Below are 21,515 nucleotides of genomic sequence, written 5' to 3'. Positions count from 1 at the left end.
ACTCCAGGGCTTGGCTGCTCCGGGACCGTAGGCGCCGGCGATACGCCGCGTCTACGCACTTGCGTGACAAACCAGTTGCGGGTACCGCTCATCGGCGCACGACAATGGCGCACCCCCCGCGCCGACCCCGGAGGCACCGTGATCTACCGCACCCTGGCCGAGTCCGACCTCGATCGTGTCCTCGCCTTGCTCCCCGCCGACCAGGTCGGCGTCTGGGCCGCCGCGGACGCCTACCGGGAGGGTCTCGGCAAGGGGGAGTACCGGCCGGAGTGGACGTGGGTCGCGGAGGAGGCCGGTGAGCTGCACGCCGTCGCGCTGTGGTGGGGCAATCCGGGTGACGTGCGGCCCGGCGCGCTCAACACCCTGAACGCCGTCCCGTCCGCCGGGCGCACGGACCTCGCCGCCGGTCTCCTCACGGCGGCCCACGCCACCTTCGAGGGAGCGCTCCCGGACTTCCACGTACTGCTGCCCGCCGACTGGCGGGAGCGGCCGGACGCCGTCGCCGACCTCGGCTGGCGGCAGGAGGCGGCCCGGCGCGCCGGGCTCACCGTGGCGGTCGAACGGCTGCGCTACGAGTGGACCCGCGACAGCGGCGTCCCCGCGCCGCCCCGCCGGTTGCGCTTCCGCCCCGAGGCCGACGACGTGGTGTTCGTCGACCTGTTCCGCCGGGTGCTCGACGGCACGCTCGACGCCGCGTCGCGTGCGGAGGCCGAGGCGGTGGGCGCTCAGGCGCAGGCCCGGGCCGACGTCGCGTTCTACCGTGACTCGATGCCGGGCGAGCGCTCCTGGTGGCGGGTGGCCGAGGACGCCGACGGCCGCACGGTCGGCTTCGCGCTGCCCTCCCGCAATACCGGCTCGCACGTCGTCGGCTACCTCGGCGTCCTGCCCGAGCAGCGGGGCCACGGCTACGTCGACGACCTGCTCGCCGAGATCACCCGCATCCTCGCCGAGGAGGCGGGCGCCGAGGTCGTCCGGGCGGACACGGACCTGCCGAACCGTCCGATGGCCGCCGCGTTCGACCGCCTCGGGTACCGCAACTTCGCCCGGCGGCTGGTGCTGTCGGCGCCGTGAGGTGTGCCGTGCGGGGCGGGGTGCCGATCGCGGGCGCGGTCGGGTGGGTGGACCTGGTGCCTTGGGCGGGCGTGGGTGCGTGCCGTGTGCGGCAGGGTGTCGATTGCGGACACGGCCGGGTGATCCGGGTGTCTTGGGCGGGCGTGGCTGCGTGCCGTGTTCGGCGGGGCGTCGACTCCGGGCACGGCCGAGTGGTGGCCCGGTGCCGTCATCCGGGTGTCTTCGGCGGGCGCGGGTGCGGGACGTGTGCGAGATTGCCGACTGAGGGAGGCCGGGCGCGAGTCGCTGTCCCTCACAAGTGCTGCTCGGGTACTCGCCCCGGCCTTCCCGCCGTGCCGTCCCACGACCCGGGGGTTCGACTCGATGGCCCTGCACCAGACCGGCCGCCCGGCGCCGGGCCCCGTCGACGACGTGTACGCCCAGCCCATCAGCGAACAGGCGCTGCCGAAGTACCGGATGCCCCAGGGCGTGTCCGACGCCCGCGCCGTCCGGGCCCTGATCCACGACGAGCTGAGCCTGGACGGCAACGCCTCGCAGAACCTGGCGACCTTCTGCACCACCTGGGCGGAGCCCGAGGTGCACCAGCTGATGGACGCGTGCCTCGGCAAGAACATGGTCGACAAGGACGAGTACCCGCAGACCGCCGAGATCGAGAGCCGCTGCGTCCATATGCTCGCCGACCTGTGGAACGCCCCGGACGGCGCCACCACCCTCGGCTGCTCCACCACCGGCTCCAGCGAGGCCTGCATGCTCGGCGGCCTCGCCCTGAAGTGGCGCTGGCGCGACCGCCGCCGCGCCGCGGGCCGGCCCGCCGACCGGCCGAACCTGGTCGTCGGGCCGGTCCAGGTGTGCTGGGAGAAGTTCGCCCGCTATTTCGACGTGGAGCTGCGCCAAGTCCCGCTGGAAGCAGATGCATTGGCGCTGCGCCCGCACCAACTGCGCGAGTACGTCGACGAGAACACCATCGGCGTGGTCGCGATCCTCGGCGTCACCTACACCTGCGTCTACGAGCCCGTCGCCGAGATCGCCGCCGAACTCGACCGCATCGAGGCCGACACCGGCCTGGACATCCCCGTGCACGTCGACGCGGCCAGCGGCGGCTTTGTCGCCCCGTTCCTCCAGCCCGACCTGGTGTGGGACTTCCGGCTGCCCCGCGTCGCCTCCATCAACGTCTCGGGCCACAAGTACGGCATGGCACCCCTCGGCGTCGGCTGGGTGGTCTGGCGCTCGCCCGACCTGCTCCCCGAGGACCTGATCTTCCGCGTCTCCTACCTCGGCGGTGACATGCCCACCTTCGCCCTGAACTTCTCCCGCCCCGGCGGCGAGGTGATCGCCCAGTACTACAACCTGCTGCGCCTGGGCCGCGAGGGCTACGCCAAGGTGCACGGCGCCTGCGCGGCCACGGCCGGAATGCTGGCCGAACAGGTCGCCGCCCTGGGCCCCTTCACCGTCCTCTACGACGGCCACGGTGCCCTTCCGGCCGTGACCTGGACGCTGACCGAGCCCGACGCGAGCCCCTTCACGCTGTACGACGTCACCGACCAGTTGCGCCGCCGCGGCTGGCAGGTCCCCGCGTACCCGCTCGCCCTCGGCCGCGAGGACACCGTCGTGCAGCGCGTCCTGGTCCGGCACGGCACCGGCTACGACAAGATCGCGCTCCTCGCGGGCGACCTGCGCACCGCCGTCGGCCGGCTCACCGGGGCGCCGACGGCGGGCATGGCGCAGCAGCCGGCGTTCCACCACTGAGTCAGACGGCGCGGACCTCTTCGATGCGAACGGGCCGGTGCTCCTGCAACGCCAGCGTGCACGCCTCCGCGATCCAGCCCGCCTCCAACGCGTCCGCGACCGTGCACGGCGAGGGTCGGCTGCCCGCGACGACCTCGGTGAACGCGGTGAGTTCGGCGCGGTAGGCCGCGGTGAAGCGGTCCATGAAGAAGTCGTGCGGGGTGCCCGCCGGGAAGGTCACGCCGGGCTCCACCGACCGCAGCGGCAGCTTGTCCTCCAGGCCGACGGCGATCGAGTCCGCAAAGCCGTGCAGCTCCATCCGTACGTCGTAACCGCGGCCGTTGTGACGGCTGTTGGAGACCACGGCGATCGTGCCGTCGTCGAGGGTGAGGATCGCGCCCGTGGTGTCGGCGTCGCCTGCCTCCGCGATGTACTGCGCGCCCCGGTTGCCGCCGACGGCGTACACCTCGGTCACCTCGCGGCCCGTCACCCAGCGGATGATGTCGAAGTCGTGCACGGAACAGTCGCGGAAGATGCCGCCGGAGGCGGCGATGTACGCGGCCGGCGGCGGCGCCGGGTCCAGGGTGGTCGACCGTACGGTGTGCAGCTTGCCCAGCTCTCCGGCGAGCACGGCGTTCCGCGCGGCGACGAACCCGGCGTCGAAGCGCCGGTTGTAGCCGATCTGCACCGGCACGTCCCGGCCCTCGACGGCCTTCAGCACCGCGACGCTCTCGGCGATGGTGCGGGCGACGGGCTTCTCGCAGAACACGGGCACGCCCGCGTTCACCGCCGCGAGGATGAGGTCGGGGTGGGCGTCGGTCGCGGCGGCGATCACCACGCCGTCGATCCCGGCGGCCAGCACCGCCTCGGGCGAGTCGGCGACCTCGGCCCCGAACCGCTCGGCGGCGGCCTTGGCCGCGTCCGCGAACGGGTCGGCGAGGACGAGCGACTCGACCGCGTCGAGTCCGGAGAGGGTTTCGGCGTGGAAGGCGCCGATACGGCCGAGCCCGAGGATTCCGATGCGCATGGGGGTTGCTCCTTGAGGTGGGGTGCTGTACCGCCCCGAAAGGGGCGCGGGGAACTGCGCGACAAGCCACGACGATGCCGCAGACGACCGACGACACATCGCGGCAACTCCTTAGTCGAGTCCGCCGAGCACGTTCTGGTCCCAGTCGATCACCGAACCGGTGACCACTCCGGACCGGTCCGAGAGCAGCAGGACCACGAAGTCGGCGATCTCGTCCGGTCGGCCCAGTCGGCCCATCGGCAGCCGGGCGGCAGCCACTTCGCGCCAGTCGTCCCCGGCGCCGTGGAAGGCGCGCTGCGTGGCGTCCTCGCCCTCGGTCGCGGTCCAGCCGATGTTGAGGCCGTTGATCCGGATCCGGTCCCAGCGGTGGGCGTGCGCGGCGTTGCGGGTCAGCCCGGCGAGTCCGGCCTTGGCGGCGACGTACGGGGCGAGGAACGGCTGCCCGCCGTGTGCCGAGGACGTGATGATGTTGACGATCGTGCCGGGCGCCTCGCGCGCCAGCATGTCCGCGACGGCGGCCTGCATCGCGAAGAACGGCCCCTTGAGGTTGATCGCGATGTGCTGGTCGAACAGCTCGGGCGTGGTGTCCAGCAGCGTGCCCCGGGAGGTCAGCCCCGCCGAGTTGACCAGGCAGTCGACCCGGCCGTACTCGGCGACGGTCCGGGCCACCGCGTCCTTCGCCTGCCCGGCGTCCGCGAGGTCGGCCCGGACGAACACGGCCTTGCCGCCGGCGGCGGTCAGCTCCGCGACCAGCGCCGCACCCGGTTCGTCGCGCCGCCCGGTGACGGCCACGACCGCCCCTTCACGCACCGCGGCCCGCGCGACGGCCGCGCCGACGCCCTGGCTGCCACCGTTGACAAGGACCACCTTGTCGTCGAGAAGTCCCATACCGTGCCGTTCCTCTCAGCTCTCGCGCCGCTCGGCGCCGACCCGCAACGCCGCTCGCAGCGCCTCGGGGGTCCAGTCCTCGCGCAGCGCCCGCCGCACGACATCCGCTTGGGAGGGCGGGGCCAGTCCGTCGACCGGCGGGTCGCTGTCGAGGTTGGTGGGGAAGGGGTAGCCCTCGGCGCTCGCGGCGATGACGTGGTGCAGCCGGTGCTCGTCCCAGCCCTCGGCCCGCCGTTTGCGCAGCACCGGGAAGACGGCGTTCGCGACGGCCTCCCGGTCCACCGTCTCCATCGCGCGCCCGAACGCCGACGACACCTGGAGCAGATTGGCCATGCGCCGCACGTCACGCGAGCGGTTGGTGCCGGCGGCGTGGAACAGCGCGGGGTTGAAGAAGACGGCGTCGCCCTTGGCGAGCGGAAGCTGGACGTGCCGCTCCTCGAAGCAGGCCCGGAACTCCGGGAGCCGCCAGGCCAGATAGCCGGGCTCGTACGTCTGCGAGTACGGCAGGTACATCGTCGGCCCCGTCTCCACCGGCATGTCGCCGTGCGCCACCGCGCCCTGGAGGGTGAGCACGGGAGAGAGGCGGTGCACATGCGCCGGGTAGGCCGCCGCGGCCTCGTTCGACAGGAACCCCAGGTGGTAGTCGCGGTGCGCGGTCTGCGCGGCGCCGCCCGGGTTGACCACGTTGACCTGCGAGGTGACCTGGTAGCCGGGACCGAGCCAGGCCTCCGACACCAGGGCGAGGACGTCGTTGGCGTAGTAGTCGGCGAACGCCTCCGGGTCGTACAGAGCCGCCTTCTCCAGCGCGTTCCACACCCGGTCGTTGGCGCCCGGCTTGGCGAAGTGGTCACCCGCGGCGGCGCCCGAGGCGCGCTGCTCGGCGATCAGGGCCTCGAACACGGCCGTGACGGCGTCCACGACCGCCGGGTCCGGGAAGGCGGCCCGGAACACCACGATCCCGGGGCCGTCGGACAGCGCGCGGACCAGCTCGGCCTGGATTTCCCGGTGGTCCGGGGCCGTGCGGAGCCGCTCGCCGTCGTAGACGAGGACGTTCCGCTCGACGGAGGCGGCGCCCGGGTAGTCGGCGGCGTCGGTCGTCCGCTCGATGTGGGCCCGGAAGGCGTCGAGGTCGCAGTCCCGCTCGAACAGCCAGGCACCGCGGGGTACGGAGGTGAAGGACATCGGCGTCCTCTCGGTGACGGGATGGTGCAGCGCTGCCAATTCGGTGACGGGGTGGCGCAGCCCTGTCATTCTTGTCAGTACAAACCCCTCGAACAACCAGCAGCAACCCATCAAAAACCCCTCAAGGAGCCGTCCGTGGGCCACCCCTTCCCGATCCGGGAGATCGCACGTCAGGCCGGTCTGAGCGAGGCCACCGTCGACCGGGTCCTCAACGGGCGGGGCGGTGTGCGGGAGAGCACCGCGCAGGAGGTGCGCCGCGCCATCGCCGACCTGGACCGGCAGCGCACCCAGGTCCGGCTGGTCGGCCGTACCTTCATGATCGACATCGTGATGCAGGCGCCGGAGCGGTTCTCCACCGCCATACGCGCCGCCCTGGAGGCGGAGCTGCCGTCCTTGCACCCGGCCGTGGTGCGCTCGCGGTTCCACTTCCGGGAGACCGGCCCGGCCGGGGAACAGGTGCGGACCCTGGACCGGATCGCCCGGCGCGGCTCGCAGGGCGTGGTCCTCAAGGCCCCGGACGTCCCCGAGGTCACCGCCGCCGTCGCCCGGCTGGTCGCGGCGGGCATCCCCGTCGTCACCCTGGTCACCGACCTGCCCGCCAGCGCCCGCCTCGGCTACGTCGGCATCGACAACCGGGCGGCGGGCGCGACCGCCGCGTACCTCATGGGCCAGTGGCTCGGCGACCGCCCCGGCAATGTCCTCACCAGCCTCAGCAGCGGCTTCTTCCGCAACGAGGAGGAGCGCGAGATGGGCTTCCGCGGCGCCATGCGCGCCCGGCACCCGCAGCGCACCCTCGTCGAGATCGCCGAGGGCCAGGGCCTGGACGCCACGCAGTACGACCTCGTCCGCGCCGCCCTGGAACGCGACCCGGACATCCGCGCGGTCTACTCGATCGGCGGCGGCAACATCGCCACCCTGCGCGCCTTCGAGGACCTCGGCCGCGAGTGCGCCGTGTTCGTCGCCCACGACCTGGACCACGACAACACCCGCCTGCTGCGCGAGCACCGTCTGTCCGCCGTACTCCACCACGACCTGCGCCAGGACATGCGCGAGGCCTGCCACCTGGTGATGCGCGCACACGGCGCGCTGCCGCCCGCCGGGCCCACCCTGCCGTCCGCGATCCAGGTGGTGACGCCCTACAACATGCCGCCGCAGGCGGCGGCCGTGTAGCACTCGCGTCAGGTCGTCCGCTGACCCGCCGTCACCCGCGCGCGTCCACGGTGACCCACGCGCCGCTCTCGGCGGACCGCGCCATCGCGTCCAGGACGACCGCACTGTGCACGGCGTCCGGCAGTGTGGCCCCGTGCGGGGTGCCCTCGGCGATGGAGCGCAGGAAGCGGTACGCCTCGATGACCTTCAGGTCGTCGTAGCCCATGGCGTTGGCGGCGCCCGGCTGGAAGGCGGCGAACTCGCCGTGGCCCGGGCCGACGTACACCGTGCTCACAGGCTGGTCCTGGTAGGCCGTGCCCCGGCTGATCCCCAACTCGTTCATGCGCCGGAAGTCCCAGAACACCGCGCCCTTCGTGCCGTGCACCTCGAAGCCGTAATTGTTCTGCTCGCCGACCGAGACCCGGCAGGCCTCCAGGACACCCCGGGCACCGGAGGCGAAGCGCAGCAGAGCGCTCACGTAGTCCTCGTTCTCGACCGGGCCGAGTTCGCCGCCGGTAGCGCGGGAGTGGCCGGCGGTGGCGCCGGTGGGGCGGGCCCGCTCCGGGACGAAGATCGCCGCATCGGCGGTGAGCGCCGCGATGTCGCCGAGCAGGAAGCGGGCCAGATCGGCGCCGTGCGAGGCCAGATCGCCCAGCACTCCGCTGCCGCCGCGCTCCCGCTCGTACCGCCAGGTCAGAGCACCCTCGGGATGCGCCGCGTAGTCGCTGAACAGCCGGATCCGGGCATGCGTGACGTCGCCGAGCTCGCCGGAGGCGATCAGTTCGCGGGCGGTCTCCACTGCGGGCGCGTTGCGGTAGTTGAAGCCCACCGCGCTCTGCACCCCGGCCTTGGCCACCGCCTCGGCGACCGCGCGGGCGTCGTCGGCCGTGAGGCCGACCGGCTTCTCGATCCAGATGTGCTTGCCGGCCTCGGCCATCGCCACGCCGATCTCGCGGTGCAGGAAGTTCGGCGCGGTGATGCTGACCGCCCGCACGCGCGGGTCGGCGGCCACCTCGCGCCAGTCGCGGGTCGCCGAGGCGAACCCGAACTGCTCGGCGGCCTGCTCGGCCCGGCCCGGCACCTCCTCGGCGACGGTCACCAGCTCCGGACGCAGGGGCAGCTGTGGGTAGTGGTGCGGAAGGCGGGCGTAGGCCTGGGTGTGGACCCGGCCCATCCAGCCGAATCCGACGACGGCGACGCCGAGCGTGTCCACCATGAAAGCCCCTTTTTGGACCGTTCCAGAACCTGTCCAGGCCACCCTGAGCGCGGTTCGAGCCGCGTGTCAACCCTTTGACAACTCGTGGCGCCTCATGGAACGGTCCATCCCATGAGACCGCCGACGATCCGCGACGTGGCCGAACGCGCCGGTGTCTCCAAGTCGCTGGTCTCGCTCGTCCTGCGCGGCTCCGACCAGGTGCGGCCCGAGAAGCGGGAGGCCGTCCTGCGGGCCGTGCGCGAGCTCGGCTACCGGCCGAACGCCGCCGCGCGCAGCCTCAGCGAGCAGCGCACCCGCACGGTCGGTGTCCTCCTGCACGACCTGCGCAACCCCTGGTACGTCGACCTGCTCGACGGCCTGAACTCCCTGCTGCACGCGGGCGGTCTGCACATGCTGCTCGCCGACGCCCGCCTCAACCGGCGTACCGGCCAGGACCCCACCGGCCCGTTTCAGGACCTCGGCGTCGACGGCCTGGTCGTGGTCGGCACACTGCCGGATCCGGCGGCGCTCGGCGCGGTCGCCGGGCGGATACCCGTGGTGCTGGCCGGCGCCCGCGAACCCGTGCCGCCCGGGGTGGATGTGGTCGCGGGCGACGACGAGTCGGGCGCGCGGCTCGTCACGGAGCACCTCATCGGCCTCGGCCACCGCCGCTCCGCCTCGCGCACGGCGCCGTCGGCCCACCGGACGGGACGGCATGGAGCGCCTCGGCGGCATCCGGAGCACCGCCCGGCAGCAGCAGGGAGCTGCTCACGGTGAACCCGACCGAGGCCCCGCCGCCGGGTCGGGTCTCAGCGAAGACGGTGCCGCCGTGGGTCTCGGCGACGTCGCGGACGATGGCCAGGCCGAGTCCGGACCCGGGCAGGCCGCGAGCGGTGTCGGCGCGGTAGAAGCGGTCGAACACACGGGCCGCGTCGGCGGCGGCGATACCCGGGCCGCGATCGGAGACGGTGGTCCTGCCCTTGTGGATGCGCACCGTGATGGGCTCCGCGCCGTCACTGTCGAACTTGGCGGCGTTCTCCAGCAGGTTGCCGACGGCGCGTTCGAGACCTTGGCCGCGCCCGAGGACGACCGAGCCGTCGGCGTCGATCTGCACCAGTCGGCCCGTGCGCCGGTACACACGGCGTGCGGCGCGGCGGGCCACCGAGGCCAATTCGACGGGCTCTGCGGCTTCGTCGCGGTTCCGGGAGAGGGCGAGTTCGACGAGCTCGTCGACCAGGTGGCTCAACTCGCACATCTCGCCCTCGACATCGTCCAGAAGCCGTGCACGGGCGTGCGGGGCGAGCTCGTCGACGCGGCGCAGCACACTCGCGTTGGTACTCAGACTGGTCAGCGGAGTGCGAAGCTCGTGGGCGGCATCCTCCACCAGCCTCTCCTGTGCCTCGCGGGAGGCTGCGAGGCGGCCGATCATCTTGTTGAACGACACCGCGAGCCGCCCGACTTCGTCCCTACCCTCCACCGAGACATCCCGGGCGACGCGCCAGTCATCGCTGACTTCCTCCGCAGCCCTCGCCAGCCGCACCAGGCGCCGCGTGATGCATCGTGCGAGCAGCCAGCCCACGACGGACGCGGCGAGCACGACCGCGAGTGCGCCCCCCGCGATCTCCTTGGCCATGCTCTCCAGCACGTCGCGTGTCGGGCCGATCGGGACGGCCGCCTGCAGGGCTCCGCGGCCCTCCCCCAGCGCGACGGTCCGCTGACAGTAGGTGTCGCCGTTCACGACGATCTCGGTGATCTGTTCCCCCTGCCCGGGCGCGCCGGAGGCGGCGAGCGCGTACGGAGTCGGACACCGGTAGTGCCACGTCCGGGCCGCCCAGATGAGTGACCTTGCCGTCCTGGGCCACGACCTGCACGATCGCCTGTTCCGCCCCGTCGTCGACCGCGCCGAGCCGATCACGGCCGGGGGCGGGCACCTGTCCCCCCGTGTCCGTATCGCTGAGGTGGTGCGACCTGTTCTGCTCGTCGGCCACCGCCATCGTGACCAGCCTCAGCGTCCGATTGGCCTGCGCGATGACCTGCTCGGAGGCGGCCCAGTAGTTGAGCACGACGAACGCCGCCACCAGGGTGCCGGCCACGGCGAACGACAGCGTGAACCGCGCGCGCAGACTCATGGCAACCGCACCGCGTATCCCACACCACGCACCGTGTGGATGAGTTCGGGCGCGCCGACGGCGGTGAGTTTGCGCCGCAGATAGCTGACGTAGCAGGCCAGATTGTTCGCGTGCGGCCCGCAGTCGTAGCCCCATATGCGGTGGTAGATCGTCAAGTGGTCCAGCACGATGCCCTCGTTGCGCACCAACAGCTCCAGCAGGTCGAACTCGGTCTTGGACAGCTCCACCTCCTTGCCGGCCCACCAGACGCGCCGAGCGCCCGGCTCGATGCGCAGGGACGCGATCCACAGAGCGGCTCCGGCCGGCTCGGCCTCTTGATCCGCCGGTGCCAGCGCGGCCCGGCGCTGCAAGGCCCGCAGCCGGGCCAGCAGCTCCGGAACCCGGAAGGGCTTGGGCAGATAGTCGTCGGCGCCCGCGTCCAGGCCGGCGACCCGATCCGGAATCCTGGTCCGCGCGGTGAGGAGCAACACGGGGGTGCGGTCACCGTCGGCTCGCAGCACACGGCACACGGCCATGCCGTCGACATGCGGCATCACGACGTCGACCACCAGTGCGCTGAAGGAGCCCCGACGGGCTTGACTCAGCGCCTCCACCCCGTCGGCGGCGGTGACGACGTCGTATCCCTCCAGCTCCAGTGCCCGGGCAAGGGATTCACGGATCGCACGGTCGTCGTCGGCGATGAGGACGCGGTTCAGCACGCCCTCATGATGACCCACCGCTCGCGGTGATCTCAGACGAACCTGCGAGTAACGATTATCAGTTCGGCTTGACCGGGCCCTGTGTCTCTCGGCTCCCGCCAGCACAGACGCCCGGACTTTACCGAACTCCCATGGTCCTCCTATGGACGTCACAGGCGCCTCACCCACGATGAGGGCTCCCATCTGAACCGCTCCAGGAGATCCATGTCCACCGTCGTCCTTTCCCCGGCCGCTTCCACCACCCCGGTATCGCCGGCACGCCGGGAGGGCGGAGAGCGGTCACGCGCGCGCCGGTCCGTCGCCCTGGTCGCGTGCCTCGGCCTGGGCCTCGGCCTCGCCGGCTGCGGCTCCGGCGACTCCGGGTCCTCGTCGTCGGAGACGACTGCCTCCAGCCAGGGCGCGACCACGAGCACCGGCGCCGGAAAGGCGAACACCGTCGAGGTCGTGGCCGCCGCCGACGCCTTCCTGAAGACACTCTCCGACGACGAGAAGGACACCGCGCTCTACGACTTCGACGACGACGCCAAGACGACGGGCTGGTCGAACTTCCCGACCGGCGGCGTCAAGCGCAACGGCATCGAGTTCGCCGCCCTCGACGACGACCAGAAGGCCGCCGCGCTGAAGGTCATGGAGGCCGCCCTCAGCGACCAGGGCTACAAGGGCTCCAGGACATCCGCGCCGCGGACGACTACCTCGCCCAGGCGCAGGCGTCCGGCGGCGGAAGGGGGCCCGGTGGCGGCGACGAGTACAGCTCGGACAAGTACTACCTGGCGTTCTTCGGCGAGCCCAGCGAGACCGAGCAGTTCATGGTCGAGTTCGGCGGCCACCACGCGGCGTACAACATCACCTATTACAAGGACGACGTCAGCCTCTCCCCCCTGACCGCCATCGAGCCGCAGACGTTCGAGCTGAACGGCACGTCGTACGCCCCGCTGAACGACAAGCGGGACACCACCATGGCGGCCATCGCCTCGCTGAGCGAAAGCGAGCTGGCGAAGGCCGAGATCAGCGGCAGCTTCGACGACCTGCTGCTCGGTCCCGGCAACGACGGTCCCTTCCCGGACCCCGAGGGCGTCGTCGTCGGCGACCTCAGTCAGGAGCAGCAGGACAAGGTCACCGCGATGATCCGCACCTGGGTGGACGACCTGGACGAGGAGGCCGCCGAGGCGCTCGTCGCCGAGTACGTCTCCGCGTACGACGAGACGTATCTCGGCTGGAGCGGCGCGACGGACATCGACAACGAGGAGACGTACGTCCGAGTCGACGGCCCGGCTGTCTGGATCGAGTTCTCCAACCAGGGCGGCATTGTGCTCGACGGCGTCCACCAGCACACCATCTTCCGCGACGAGACCGCCGACTACGGCTGGAAATGACAGGGCGGGAACTGCTCCGGTGCGCCGTCTCCTGCTCCCCCTCGTTCTCGCGGCACTCGTGCTGGTCTGCGGTCCCGTGCCCTTAGCCGGCGCCCATCCGATGAGCACCTCGGCCGTCCTCCTCGACATCCGCGACGACCGGGTCGAAGGGGAGGTTCAGCTGCCCGTCGACCGGCTCGCCGTCGCCGTCCACCGCGACCTCACCCGCGACAGCGTCCTCGGCACCGACCGGACGTTTCTCGCGCGCTACACGGCCGGGCACATCGGTGCCGTGGGCGAGGACGCCCGTCCCTGGCAGGTCACGCTCGGTACGGGTACGGTGCGGACGATCGACGGGACGGCACACCTCGTCTACCCGCTCACGATCCGACCGCCCGACGGGACCGTCACCGACTTCGACCTGCGCTACGACGTCATCGTCGAGGAACTCCTCACCCACAAGGTCATCGCCACCGTCCGGTACGACTTCGGCCGCGGCATCCTCAGGACCGACGACGCCGAGACCCTCGGGGTCTTCGACTTCTCGACCAAGAGCCTTGAGGTTCCCGCGGGAGAGGGCTCATGGCTGCGCGGTTTCGCCACCACCGCCGGCCTGGGCGTCGAGCACGTCGGCGAGGGTGCGGACCATCTGTTGTTCCTGCTGATGCTGCTCATCCCCGCCCCCTTGGTGGCCGTCGGCGGCCGATGGCGCGCGGCCCCGTCGGCACGACACAGCGTCGTCCGCGTGGTGCACGTCGTCACGGCGTTCGCCGTCGGCCACTCGCTCACGCTCGCACTCGCGGCAACCGGAGTGATCAGCCTGCCGACCAGACCGGTCGAAACGCTGATCGCCTTCTCGATCGCGGTGTCCGCGGTGCATGCCGTCCGGCCGCTGGTGGCCCGCGGCGAGGTGCTCATCGCCGCCGGGTTCGGACTCGTCCACGGGCTGGCGTTCGCCTCGCTCATCGGCGAACTCGGCCTCACCCGGGGGGCATTGGTGACCACGCTGCTGGGCTTCAACCTCGGCATCGAGCTGACGCAACTGCTCGTCGTGGCGCTGATGATGCCGTCGCTGGTCGCGCTGGCCCGCACGGCCGTCTATCCCGCGTTCCGCGTCGGCGTGGCACTCGTCGGGCTGGTGTTCTCGGTGTCCTGGATGCTCGAACGGGCCACGCTCACGTCCCTCGACCCCTTCGAGGGCGTGCAGAGCTGGCTGGTGGGGCATCCGCTGCTCGTCGCCGCCACGGTCGCCGCGTCGGCCGTCGTCGCCCACCGGGTCGTACCACGGACACCACAGGTGGCGGCAGAGCGCACCGAGGGCGACCTGGTATGAGGTCATGGCCGTGCCTCCGAGCGCCCGTGGCCACTGGAACCGCGAAATGCCTCCTGCCCGGCGGCTGAGAGCGGCCGCGGGTAAAGGCGTCACCCCAACAAGCTCACAGCCCGTTTCCCTCGGCTGTGTACCGAAATCACTGATCGACTCAGGAGGACAAAGGACAATGGACAGGCGGGCATTCATAGCGACCTCGGCAGGGGCCGCGCTGGCCGTCGTCGGAGGCGTGGCGGCGTACGGGACCGCCTCGGCCGACGAGGTGTCGACGGACAGCGGGCACATCAAGAGTGCCACCGCGATCACCGAGGTCTTCGGCGACGGCCTGAAGCTCACCGCCGTCGCGCTGGAGTACGACGCGCCCATCAGGAGCGCGAAGTTGTCCACGACGACGTTCACGGTCGCGGACCGCACCATCACGAAGGTGTACGCCACCACCTCGCCCACCCCGAGCAGAAAGGGCCGCGGCGGCCGGTACGTCATCGTCGAGATGTCCCCCGACGACGAGGCCGCCTCCTGTTGGAGAGCAGCGGCCCGCGGCGGCGGCACCCGCCGAGCGGCCCCGAGCGGCGCGCCCAGCGGACCCCCGAGCGGCGGAGGCCCCGGCGGCGGGCAGCAGGGCCCGAAGATCAAGGAGGCGGTGGCCACCGTGGTTCAGGCGGGCGCCGTCACCACCGCCCGGGGCACCGTCTACCCGGCGAGCTCCACCGGCGTCACTACGACCGCCGTGAAGAACCTGATCGTCGACGACTTCGAGCAGCTGTCCTTCACGGACCCCGCGACCGGCAACACCCTGAAGTACAACCTGCGCGGGCTACGACGAGAGGAAGTCGTACCCGCTGGTGCTGTTCATGCACGACGCCGCCGTGCTCAGCAGCGACCCCCTGACCACGCTCGTCCAGGGCAACGGCGCCACCTGCTGGGCCAGCCCCCAGGACCAGGCCAGGCGCCCGGCCTTCGTCCTCGCACCGCAGTACTCCAGTGCGGTCGTCGACGACCACGGCGGCTACACCGTGACCAGTTGGCTCGAGACCACCGTCAACCTGCTCAACAACGTCACCGAGACCTACAGCATCGACACCGATCGCCTCTACACCACCGGTCAGTCGATGGGCGCCATCATGTCGATCGTCATGGACATCGAGTACCCCGACCTGTTCGCCGCCTCCTACATCGTCGCAGGCCAGTGGGACACCAGCCTGGTCGCCCCGATGGCGAACGACAAGCTGTGGATCACCGTCTCCCAGGGCGACGAGAGCGCCTACCCCGGCCAGAACGCCATCACCGCCGCCCTGGAGGAGAAGGGAGCCACGGTCACCCGCGCGGTCTGGGACGGCACCTCCACTCAGAAGGAATTCGCCGCCGGGGTCAGGAAGATGGTCGCCAAGAGGACCTCCATCAACTACGTCGCCTTCGAGAAGGGCACGGTCGTCCCCAGCGGCGTCACGGACAACTCCCTCAACAACCACCTCTACACCTGGAAGATCGCCTACAACATCGAAGGCATCCGCGAATGGATCTTCAAGCGCACAAGTGACCGAGACAGGCAGCCGATCAGGCATCTGAAGGGCCGGCGCCTCGGTCACCGGCAGAGGGCCGCGCGACCCGGAAGGGTTCGCGCGGCCCTCCGCCATGACGGCGGATCGCCGGCCTCGCGCACGGAACTGACGACATCACAGGATCCGGAGCCAGTATCGCCGGATCCATTGACGCGCCCATGTCCAACATCCTATCTTCTGGTCGAAGTTACGCACAATGTTCGAAATGTCGAACCTCAGGCGGGTCTGGAGTAGCGCTCCGCCATACCTCCTCCTCCCTCCAGCCCCGCTGGACTCCCGCTGTGGCCCGACGTGGCACCCGCAGAAAGACAGGAGACGCACTTGTCCGCGCTTCTAGCCCGGCTGGCGGCAGTATTGGTCGCCGCCTGCCTACTCTTCACGTCCCAAGTCCTGACTACGCCTCAGCGGGCCGCCGCCGCCGACCCGGGCTACCTGATGACACATTTCATCGGCGAGGGGTCGACCGGCCAGCAGATCTACTTCTCGCACAGCACCGACGGCCTGCACTGGACCGACCTCAATGGTGGCGGGGCAGCCCTGCGCTCCACGGTCGGCACGCGCGGGGTGCGTGACCCCCCTGGTGCGTTCCCCGAACGACGACAAGTACTGGATCATCGCGACCGACCTGTGCATCGGCTGCGGGCAGGACTGGAACACCGCCATCAACAACGGCAGCCGCAACCTCGTCGTATGGGAGTCGACGGACCTGGTCACCTGGTCGCAGCCGTGGCTGCTCAACGTCGCCGGCGCTATCCCCGACGGGCGCAACGCGTGGGCGCCGGAGGCGATCTGGAACCCGGCCACCAACGACTACGTCCTGTACTGGGCGACGAACAAGCCCCTCAACGGCGCGACGAAGCACCGCATCTACTACGCCCGCACCAGCGACTTCCGCTCCATCACCACCCCGCAGACCTACATCGAGCGCCCCGGCACCCAGGAAATCATCGACACCCAGATCGTCGAGCTGCCGTCCGGCGTCGGCGACTACCGCTACGTACGGGCCTCCGGTGACGGCCAGATCACGCTCGAAGGCAGCAACTCGATCCTCGGCACCTGGACCAACCTCGGCAACCTCTCCGGCATCGGCCTGACCGGCTCCCAGGTCGAGGGTCCGATGTGGATGAAGTTCAGAGACCGTAACGAGTGGACGCTCTACCTCGACCAGTACGCCGCGGGCCGCGGTTACATGCCGGTCACGACGACCGACCCGTCCGCCTCCGGCACCTACAAGCTTCCGGCGTCGGGCAGCTACGACCTGGGCGGCACCAAGAAGCGCCACGGCTCGATCCTGACCCTCACGGCCGCCGAGGAGAGCCGCGTGCTCGCCCGCTGGCCCAGCACCGCGGTCAACCGGCTCCAGTCCTTCAACTTCCAGGACCGGTACGTACGGCACGCCAACTACGACGTGCGCATCGACCCGAACGTCAGCCCCGCCCAGGACGCCCAGTTCCGGATCAGGCCCGGCCTGGCCGGCTCCGGGACCGTCTCCTTCGAGTCGGTGAACTTCCCCGGCCACTTCCTGCGCCACGCCAACTTCGACTTCCAGCTGGCCTCCAACGACGGCACCACCCGGTTCGCCGAGGACGCCAGCTTCCGCCAGGTCGCCGGGCTCGCCGACTCGGCATGGTCGTCGTTCCAGTCGTACAACTACCCGGACCGGTACATCCGGCACTACGCGTACCAACTGAAGCTCGACCCCATCACCACCGCGACAGGGCGCAGTGACGCCACCTTCCGCGTGACGAGCTGACCCCGCCGGGGACGCGGACGCACTCCCCGCCACGTTCCATCTGCCATCCGTCGGCCGTACCGCTCACCGACGACCGCTCACCTCGCCCCGCGTCAGCGGGGCGAGGTGTCCTGACATCTTCTCGACCGGACCGTCCTTCCGGCCGATCCGGTCGTGCCGTCCCCATTCTTAGACTGACGCCGTGCATCCCGCTCCTTTGATCGAAAAGCCGGCCGCACCGCCGAGCCACCGCAGGCAAGGCTGCCTGCGGTGGCTCGGCGTCGTCCTGCTGTTCCTGGCGACCGCCACGGACGTGCTGGTGGCGAGCTTGGACGGCAGGCCGCCTTGGCTCCAGACCGTCGTGGTGCTGCCGGCCGGTCTGGCGGCGCTCCTCTGGCCCGCGAGGCGCGGCGCCCTTCCCCTGTCCTGGAGGCAGCGGGGAGCCCGCGTGGCTCGGAACGACCGTGCGCGCCACCGTGCCCGCGGTTCTTTCCTGGCTCTGACGATGGTCGGTGTCCTGTCCGGCTGGACGGTCACGTACGGCATCGGCGAGGTCGTCATCCTGCTGTGCCTGCTGCTGGTCGCCGTACGCACCTGCCCCGCACCGTGGGCGGCGGTGTGCGGCGTGCTGAACGGCGTGGCGGTTCTCGCCCTGCCCGGCCGAGACACCAGCGATGACCTCGTCCTGACATTCGCCGTGCTGGTCGGTGCCGCCGCCGGCCTCGGTGGCTACCTGCGCACCCTGGACCACCGCCGCACCGTCGCGGTCGCCGAGACCCGCCGTGCCGAACGCCTCGCCATGGCCGCCGACCTGCACGACTTCGTCGCCCACCACGTCACCGGGATCCTGGTGCAGGCCCAGCTCGGCCAAATGCTGGCGACCACCGAGCCGGACCGCCTGGCCCCGATCATGAAGGACATCGAACGCGCCTCCACCGAGGCCCTCTCCTCCATGCGCCGCACCGTCGGCCTCCTGCGCGACACGCCGAACGACGACACCACCGGACCGGCGCCCGCCGAGCGCCGGCCGAGCGGTGATCTGTCGGCGCTCGCCGGACTGGTGGAGGGCTTCGGCGGACCCGCCGGGCCCAAGGTCGTCCTGCACCGTGAGCCCGCCGTGCCCGACGACCTGCCGCACGAGGTGCAGGCAGCCGCGTACCGCGTGGTCCAGGAGGCCCTCACGTCCGCCGTCACGCCGCCGACGCCACCGAGGTGGCCGTCGACCTGACGTACGAGGACCACGCTCTGCGGGTGACCGTGCGCGACGACGGACGCGGCGGCACCCGGATACCCCACGCCGCCCGGGGCGGCGGCTTCGGCCTCGTCGGCCTCACCGAACGCGTCACCGCCCTCGGCGGCGACCTTCGTACCGGCCCCGCCCCGGCCGGGGCTGGGAGGTCACGGCGGTGCTGCCGACCGTGGCGTGACGCGGCCGCGGCGCACACCGCGACTGTCGCGGATCTCGTCCGACCGGGTGTCCGCGGATCCCGCTGACGGAAATGGCCGATTGGCCGATGCGGACGCGCCCCTCGCCGGGGAGGAGTGGCCATTCGTCCGAGGCGGTCATCGCCCTTCGGGCGAGAGTCGGGGACGGCGGCCGGCACCAAGTCGGCCGCCGTCCCCGAGTCCGTCCGGCCGTCCGTGCGTCGGCTCTTCCCTCCCGGAGGCCGCGATCTCCACCGCAAAACCGCAGGTGCGCCGACGCCTGCAGCCCACCCGTCCTTCGTCCGTACTCCGCCGGCACGCCGCCCGTCCGGTGCTGACGGCCGTCTTGCCGCCGATGGCACTGACGACGGCCCTGGGCCTGTGGGGCATACGCCGGCAGAACAGCATGTGGGGCGACGAGGCGGTCACCTGGCAACTCGCGCAGCGCAGCGTGCCGCACATCTGGCGCACCGCGCAGCACATAGACCTGGTGCACGCCCTGTACTACACCCTGATGCAGGGGGTCTTCGCCGTGTTCGGCGACGGACTGCTCACCCTGCGGCTGCCGTCCGTACTCGCGATGTCCCTGGCGGCAGCGGGCGTCGGTCTGCTGGGGCTCCGCCTGGCGGCCCCGGGCGGCCTGCTGGCCGGGCTGGTCTTCCCGCTGATTCCCCAGGTGCAGCGGTACACCCAGGAGGGCCGTTCCTACGCCATGGTCTGCGCCCTGGTCACCTGGTCCACGGTCCTGCTGCTCGCGGCCGCCTCCGCCGTACCCGGCGGTGGTGGGCCGGTTATGCCGTGGTGACGCTGACCGCGTGCCTGCTCCATGAGTTCGCTGTCCTGGTCCTGCCGGCCCATGGCGTCACTCTGGTCGTGTCCGGCGTCGATCGCCAAGTGATGCTTGGGTGGACGAGGGCCGCCGGCTGCGTCGTGGCCGGGACGCTGCCGCTGGTGGCGCTCAGCGCCGGGCAGTCGGGGCAGGTGGCCTGGATCGGCTTTCCCGACCCGATGCAGTTGCTCGGCCTGGCCGCCCTGGCCCTGGTGGGCGTGTGGTGTGCCCGGCGTCTTCCCCTGGGCGGGCGAGGAGCGTTCCCGCTACCCGCCCTCGCGCTGCCGATGCTGCTCCTGCCCGGCCTGCTGCTGCTCCTGTTCTCGCCGGTCAAGCCGCTGTTCGTCGACCGGTACATCCTGTACAGCACGATCGGGTTCGCCTTGCTGCTGGGCGCCGGGCTCGACCGAGCCCGGCTGCCCTGGCCGTTCACCGGGCGGGAGGACGAACTCGGCCTGGTGCGCCGCGCGCTGACCGCCGGCCGCCACGGCATCGTGGTGACCGGGCCCGTCGGCTGCGGCAAGACGCGCCTGGTCACCGAGGCCGTCCGCGGCACCGACTGCGCCAGGGCCGCCGGAACGCCCGAGACCCGGGAGATCCCCTTCGCCGCGTTCGCCCACCTGCTGCCCGAGCGGGTCACCCTGCACCGGGCGGTGCAACTGCTGTCCGGCGTGCGGCTGTTGCTGGTCGACGACGCGCACCTGCTCGACGACGCCTCCGCCGCCCTGGTGCACCAGCTCGCCGTGCACGGCCGCACCCGCCTGCTGGTCGTGGCCACCGACGGCGCACCCGTGCCCGGCGCGATCTCCCGGCTGTGGACCGGTGAACTGCTGCCCCGGCTCGCCCTCGAACCACTGCCTGCCGAGGAGACGGCACCGCTGCTCGCCGCGGGCGCGGGCGGCCCGCTGGAGCCGCTCACCGCCAACCGGCTGCACCGCCTGTGCCAGGGCGACCTGCGGCTGCTGCGCGACCTGCTCGGCGCGCTGCGCGACGGCGGGCTGCTCACCCGCGTCGACGGCACGGACGAGCGGGCCTGGCGGGGGCCGGTGCCGGTCACCGCGACGGTCCGCGACCGCATCGCCCCCGCCCTCGACCGCATCGCCCCCGACGAGCGCGAGACCCTCCACCGCCTCGCCTTCGCCGAACCCCTCCCGCTGCCCATGGACGCCGTCGACCTCGGCATCCTCGAACGGCTCGAATACGACGCCCTGATCCGCATCGACGACCACGGCGCCGTCCACCTCGCCCACCCCCTGCTCGGCGCCGCCCTGCGCGCCACGGCCGGAAGGCTGCGCGCCCGGCGCCTGGCGGGCACGCCGGACCGGTGCGATGCCGCCCTGGCCGCGGAACAGGCGGCGCTGCTGCGGCGCATCGAGCAGGCCGACGTACGCCCGCTGGCCACGCCCGTGGGGGAGTGGCTCGCGGCCGAGGGCGCCTCGGTGCCGGCCGGGTACGCCGCCGTGCGGGCGCGGTTCGCGCGGTTGCGGGGCGAGCTGCGGGAGGCCGCGGCGTGGGCTCGCGAGGGGCTGCGCGGCGCGGCCGACGACCCGTCCTGCCGAGCGGAACTCGCCCTCGCGGCGGCCCAGTCGGGCGATGTGACCGCCGCCGGGGACGCCGAGCCGAGCGGTGCCGCGGCCCTCTGGGCGGCGGCCGCGCGCGGCGACCTCGACCGGGCGCTGGCTGCGGTCGACGCGGACCGTGCCTACGGCGCGGACCGTGCGTACGACGCGGACCGTGCCTACGACAGCGCCTACGACGCCGTACGCCTCGGTGCGCCGGAGTACGCCACCGGTCGCCTGCGCGGCGTCTTCGCCGAGCACGCCGACGCGCTCGCCCGCGCCGACGGGCCCGCCCTGGACCGGGTGGCCGAACGGCTCCAGGAGCGCGGGTTCCTGCTGTTCGCCGCCGAGGCGCACGCCCAGGCGGTACGGGCACACCGCGACCCGCGCGCGGCGCGCACGTCACGCACGCGCGCGGTGGCCCTGGCCCGACGCTGCCAGTCCGCCCGTACCCCGGCCCTCTCCGGCCTCGCCCTCGGTGAACTCACCGCCCGCCAGCGCCAGATCGTCACCCTCGCCGCGGCCGGCCTGAGCAACCGCCAGATCGCCGAACAGCTCACCCTCTCCGTGCGCACGGTCGGCAACCACCTCTACAGCGCCTACGCCCGCCTCGGCGCCGGCGACCGGGCCGCCCTGCCCTGGCTGGTGGAACAGCCGGCGTGAAC

The 21,515-nt window shown here is 71.9% G+C and carries 16 protein-coding genes and 4 pseudogenes; 14 read left to right on the top strand and 6 right to left on the bottom strand.

Annotated elements, in window-relative coordinates; translation table 11 throughout:
* Positions 1–138: 138 nt before the first annotated feature.
* Both HJD23_RS03640 and HJD23_RS03635 read left to right on the top strand, forming a co-directional pair.
* Positions 139–1,071: a GNAT family N-acetyltransferase gene (locus tag HJD23_RS03640; protein WP_171110678.1), complete on the top strand. Its 933-nt coding sequence runs from the start codon at positions 139–141 to the stop codon at positions 1,069–1,071.
* A 363-nt stretch (positions 1,072–1,434) separates the two neighbouring features.
* The gene (locus HJD23_RS03635) at positions 1,435–2,817 is read left to right on the top strand and encodes a glutamate decarboxylase (protein WP_171110679.1); all 1,383 of its coding nucleotides are present in this window, start codon (positions 1,435–1,437) and stop codon (positions 2,815–2,817) included.
* 1 nt (position 2,818) lies between these two features.
* Here the strand turns inward: HJD23_RS03635 and HJD23_RS03630 are convergent, their stop codons facing one another.
* From HJD23_RS03630 to HJD23_RS03620, 3 genes are all read right to left on the bottom strand, one after another.
* The gene (locus tag HJD23_RS03630; RefSeq protein WP_171110680.1) at positions 2,819–3,823 is read right to left on the bottom strand and encodes a Gfo/Idh/MocA family oxidoreductase; all 1,005 of its coding nucleotides are present in this window, start codon (positions 3,821–3,823) and stop codon (positions 2,819–2,821) included.
* Positions 3,824–3,934: 111 nt separating this feature from the next.
* Positions 3,935–4,711 carry an SDR family oxidoreductase gene (locus HJD23_RS03625; protein WP_171110681.1) on the bottom strand — a complete coding sequence of 259 codons (777 nt, stop codon included), beginning with the start codon at positions 4,709–4,711 and terminating at the stop codon, positions 3,935–3,937.
* Positions 4,712–4,726: 15 nt separating this feature from the next.
* Positions 4,727–5,893, bottom strand: coding sequence for a phytanoyl-CoA dioxygenase family protein (locus tag HJD23_RS03620; protein WP_171111811.1), 1,167 nt, complete (start codon positions 5,891–5,893; stop codon positions 4,727–4,729).
* 135 nt (positions 5,894–6,028) lie between these two features.
* On the opposite strand from HJD23_RS03620, the gene HJD23_RS03615 reads away from it, so the two are divergent.
* Positions 6,029–7,063, top strand: coding sequence for a LacI family DNA-binding transcriptional regulator (locus tag HJD23_RS03615; RefSeq protein ID WP_171110682.1), 1,035 nt, complete (start codon positions 6,029–6,031; stop codon positions 7,061–7,063).
* A 31-nt stretch (positions 7,064–7,094) separates the two neighbouring features.
* Here HJD23_RS03615 and HJD23_RS03610 read toward each other — a convergent pair whose 3' ends face one another.
* Positions 7,095–8,258: a Gfo/Idh/MocA family oxidoreductase gene (locus HJD23_RS03610; protein ID WP_171110683.1), complete on the bottom strand. Its 1,164-nt coding sequence runs from the start codon at positions 8,256–8,258 to the stop codon at positions 7,095–7,097.
* A 111-nt stretch (positions 8,259–8,369) separates the two neighbouring features.
* On the opposite strand from HJD23_RS03610, the pseudogene HJD23_RS03605 reads away from it, so the two are divergent.
* A pseudogene (locus HJD23_RS03605) lies at positions 8,370–8,909 on the top strand (LacI family DNA-binding transcriptional regulator); the annotation flags it as partial.
* On the opposite strand, the gene HJD23_RS44655 reads toward HJD23_RS03605, so the two are convergent.
* Both HJD23_RS44655 and HJD23_RS03595 read right to left on the bottom strand, forming a co-directional pair.
* The gene (locus tag HJD23_RS44655) at positions 8,887–9,870 is read right to left on the bottom strand and encodes a HAMP domain-containing sensor histidine kinase (protein WP_171134140.1); all 984 of its coding nucleotides are present in this window, start codon (positions 9,868–9,870) and stop codon (positions 8,887–8,889) included. The pseudogene HJD23_RS03605 and the gene HJD23_RS44655 sit on opposite strands and share 23 nt — an antisense overlap.
* A 492-nt stretch (positions 9,871–10,362) precedes the next feature.
* Entirely contained in the window at positions 10,363–11,064 is a 702-nt protein-coding gene (locus HJD23_RS03595) for a response regulator transcription factor (protein WP_171110202.1), read from the bottom strand.
* Positions 11,065–11,268: 204 nt separating this feature from the next.
* Between HJD23_RS03595 and HJD23_RS43410 the strand changes: the two are divergent.
* From HJD23_RS43410 to HJD23_RS03560, 10 genes and pseudogenes are all read left to right on the top strand, one after another.
* A pseudogene (locus HJD23_RS43410) lies at positions 11,269–11,667 on the top strand (DUF3500 domain-containing protein); the annotation flags it as partial.
* Positions 11,601–12,437: a DUF3500 domain-containing protein gene (locus HJD23_RS03590; RefSeq protein ID WP_240980968.1), complete on the top strand. Its 837-nt coding sequence runs from the start codon at positions 11,601–11,603 to the stop codon at positions 12,435–12,437. The pseudogene HJD23_RS43410 and the gene HJD23_RS03590, both read left to right, overlap by 67 nt.
* 100 nt (positions 12,438–12,537) lie before the next feature.
* Positions 12,538–13,749 carry a HupE/UreJ family protein gene (locus HJD23_RS03585; RefSeq protein WP_240980621.1) on the top strand — a complete coding sequence of 404 codons (1,212 nt, stop codon included), beginning with the start codon at positions 12,538–12,540 and terminating at the stop codon, positions 13,747–13,749.
* Positions 13,750–13,753: 4 nt separating this feature from the next.
* Positions 13,754–14,383: pseudogene (locus HJD23_RS43405) on the top strand (hypothetical protein); the annotation flags it as partial.
* Positions 14,384–14,597: 214 nt separating this feature from the next.
* A complete protein-coding gene (locus HJD23_RS43400; RefSeq protein ID WP_240980620.1) occupies positions 14,598–15,539 on the top strand; it encodes an alpha/beta hydrolase-fold protein in 942 nt (313 codons plus the stop codon).
* 87 nt (positions 15,540–15,626) lie between these two features.
* Positions 15,627–17,058, top strand: a pseudogene (locus HJD23_RS03575) (glycoside hydrolase family 43 protein).
* 181 nt (positions 17,059–17,239) lie between these two features.
* Positions 17,240–18,265, top strand: coding sequence for a histidine kinase (locus HJD23_RS03570; protein WP_240980619.1), 1,026 nt, complete (start codon positions 17,240–17,242; stop codon positions 18,263–18,265).
* Positions 18,250–18,531, top strand: coding sequence for a hypothetical protein (locus tag HJD23_RS43395; RefSeq protein WP_240980618.1), 282 nt, complete (start codon positions 18,250–18,252; stop codon positions 18,529–18,531). Before HJD23_RS03570 ends, HJD23_RS43395 begins: the two co-directional genes overlap by 16 nt.
* Positions 18,532–18,817: 286 nt before the next feature.
* Positions 18,818–19,267, top strand: a complete 450-nt coding sequence (locus tag HJD23_RS03565; RefSeq protein WP_171133981.1) for a hypothetical protein — start codon at positions 18,818–18,820, stop codon at positions 19,265–19,267.
* Positions 19,264–21,513: a LuxR family transcriptional regulator gene (locus tag HJD23_RS03560; RefSeq protein WP_240980617.1), complete on the top strand. Its 2,250-nt coding sequence runs from the start codon at positions 19,264–19,266 to the stop codon at positions 21,511–21,513. Before HJD23_RS03565 ends, HJD23_RS03560 begins: the two co-directional genes overlap by 4 nt.
* The last annotated feature ends 2 nt before the right edge of the window (positions 21,514–21,515 follow it).

It is taken from the genome of Streptomyces sp. Z423-1 (assembly GCF_013009255.1).
GTDB classification, from domain to species: Bacteria; Actinomycetota; Actinomycetes; order Streptomycetales; family Streptomycetaceae; genus Streptomyces; species Streptomyces gossypiisoli.
Note: the sequence above shows the minus strand (reverse complement) of the source record. Positions and strands in the feature narration are given on the sequence as shown.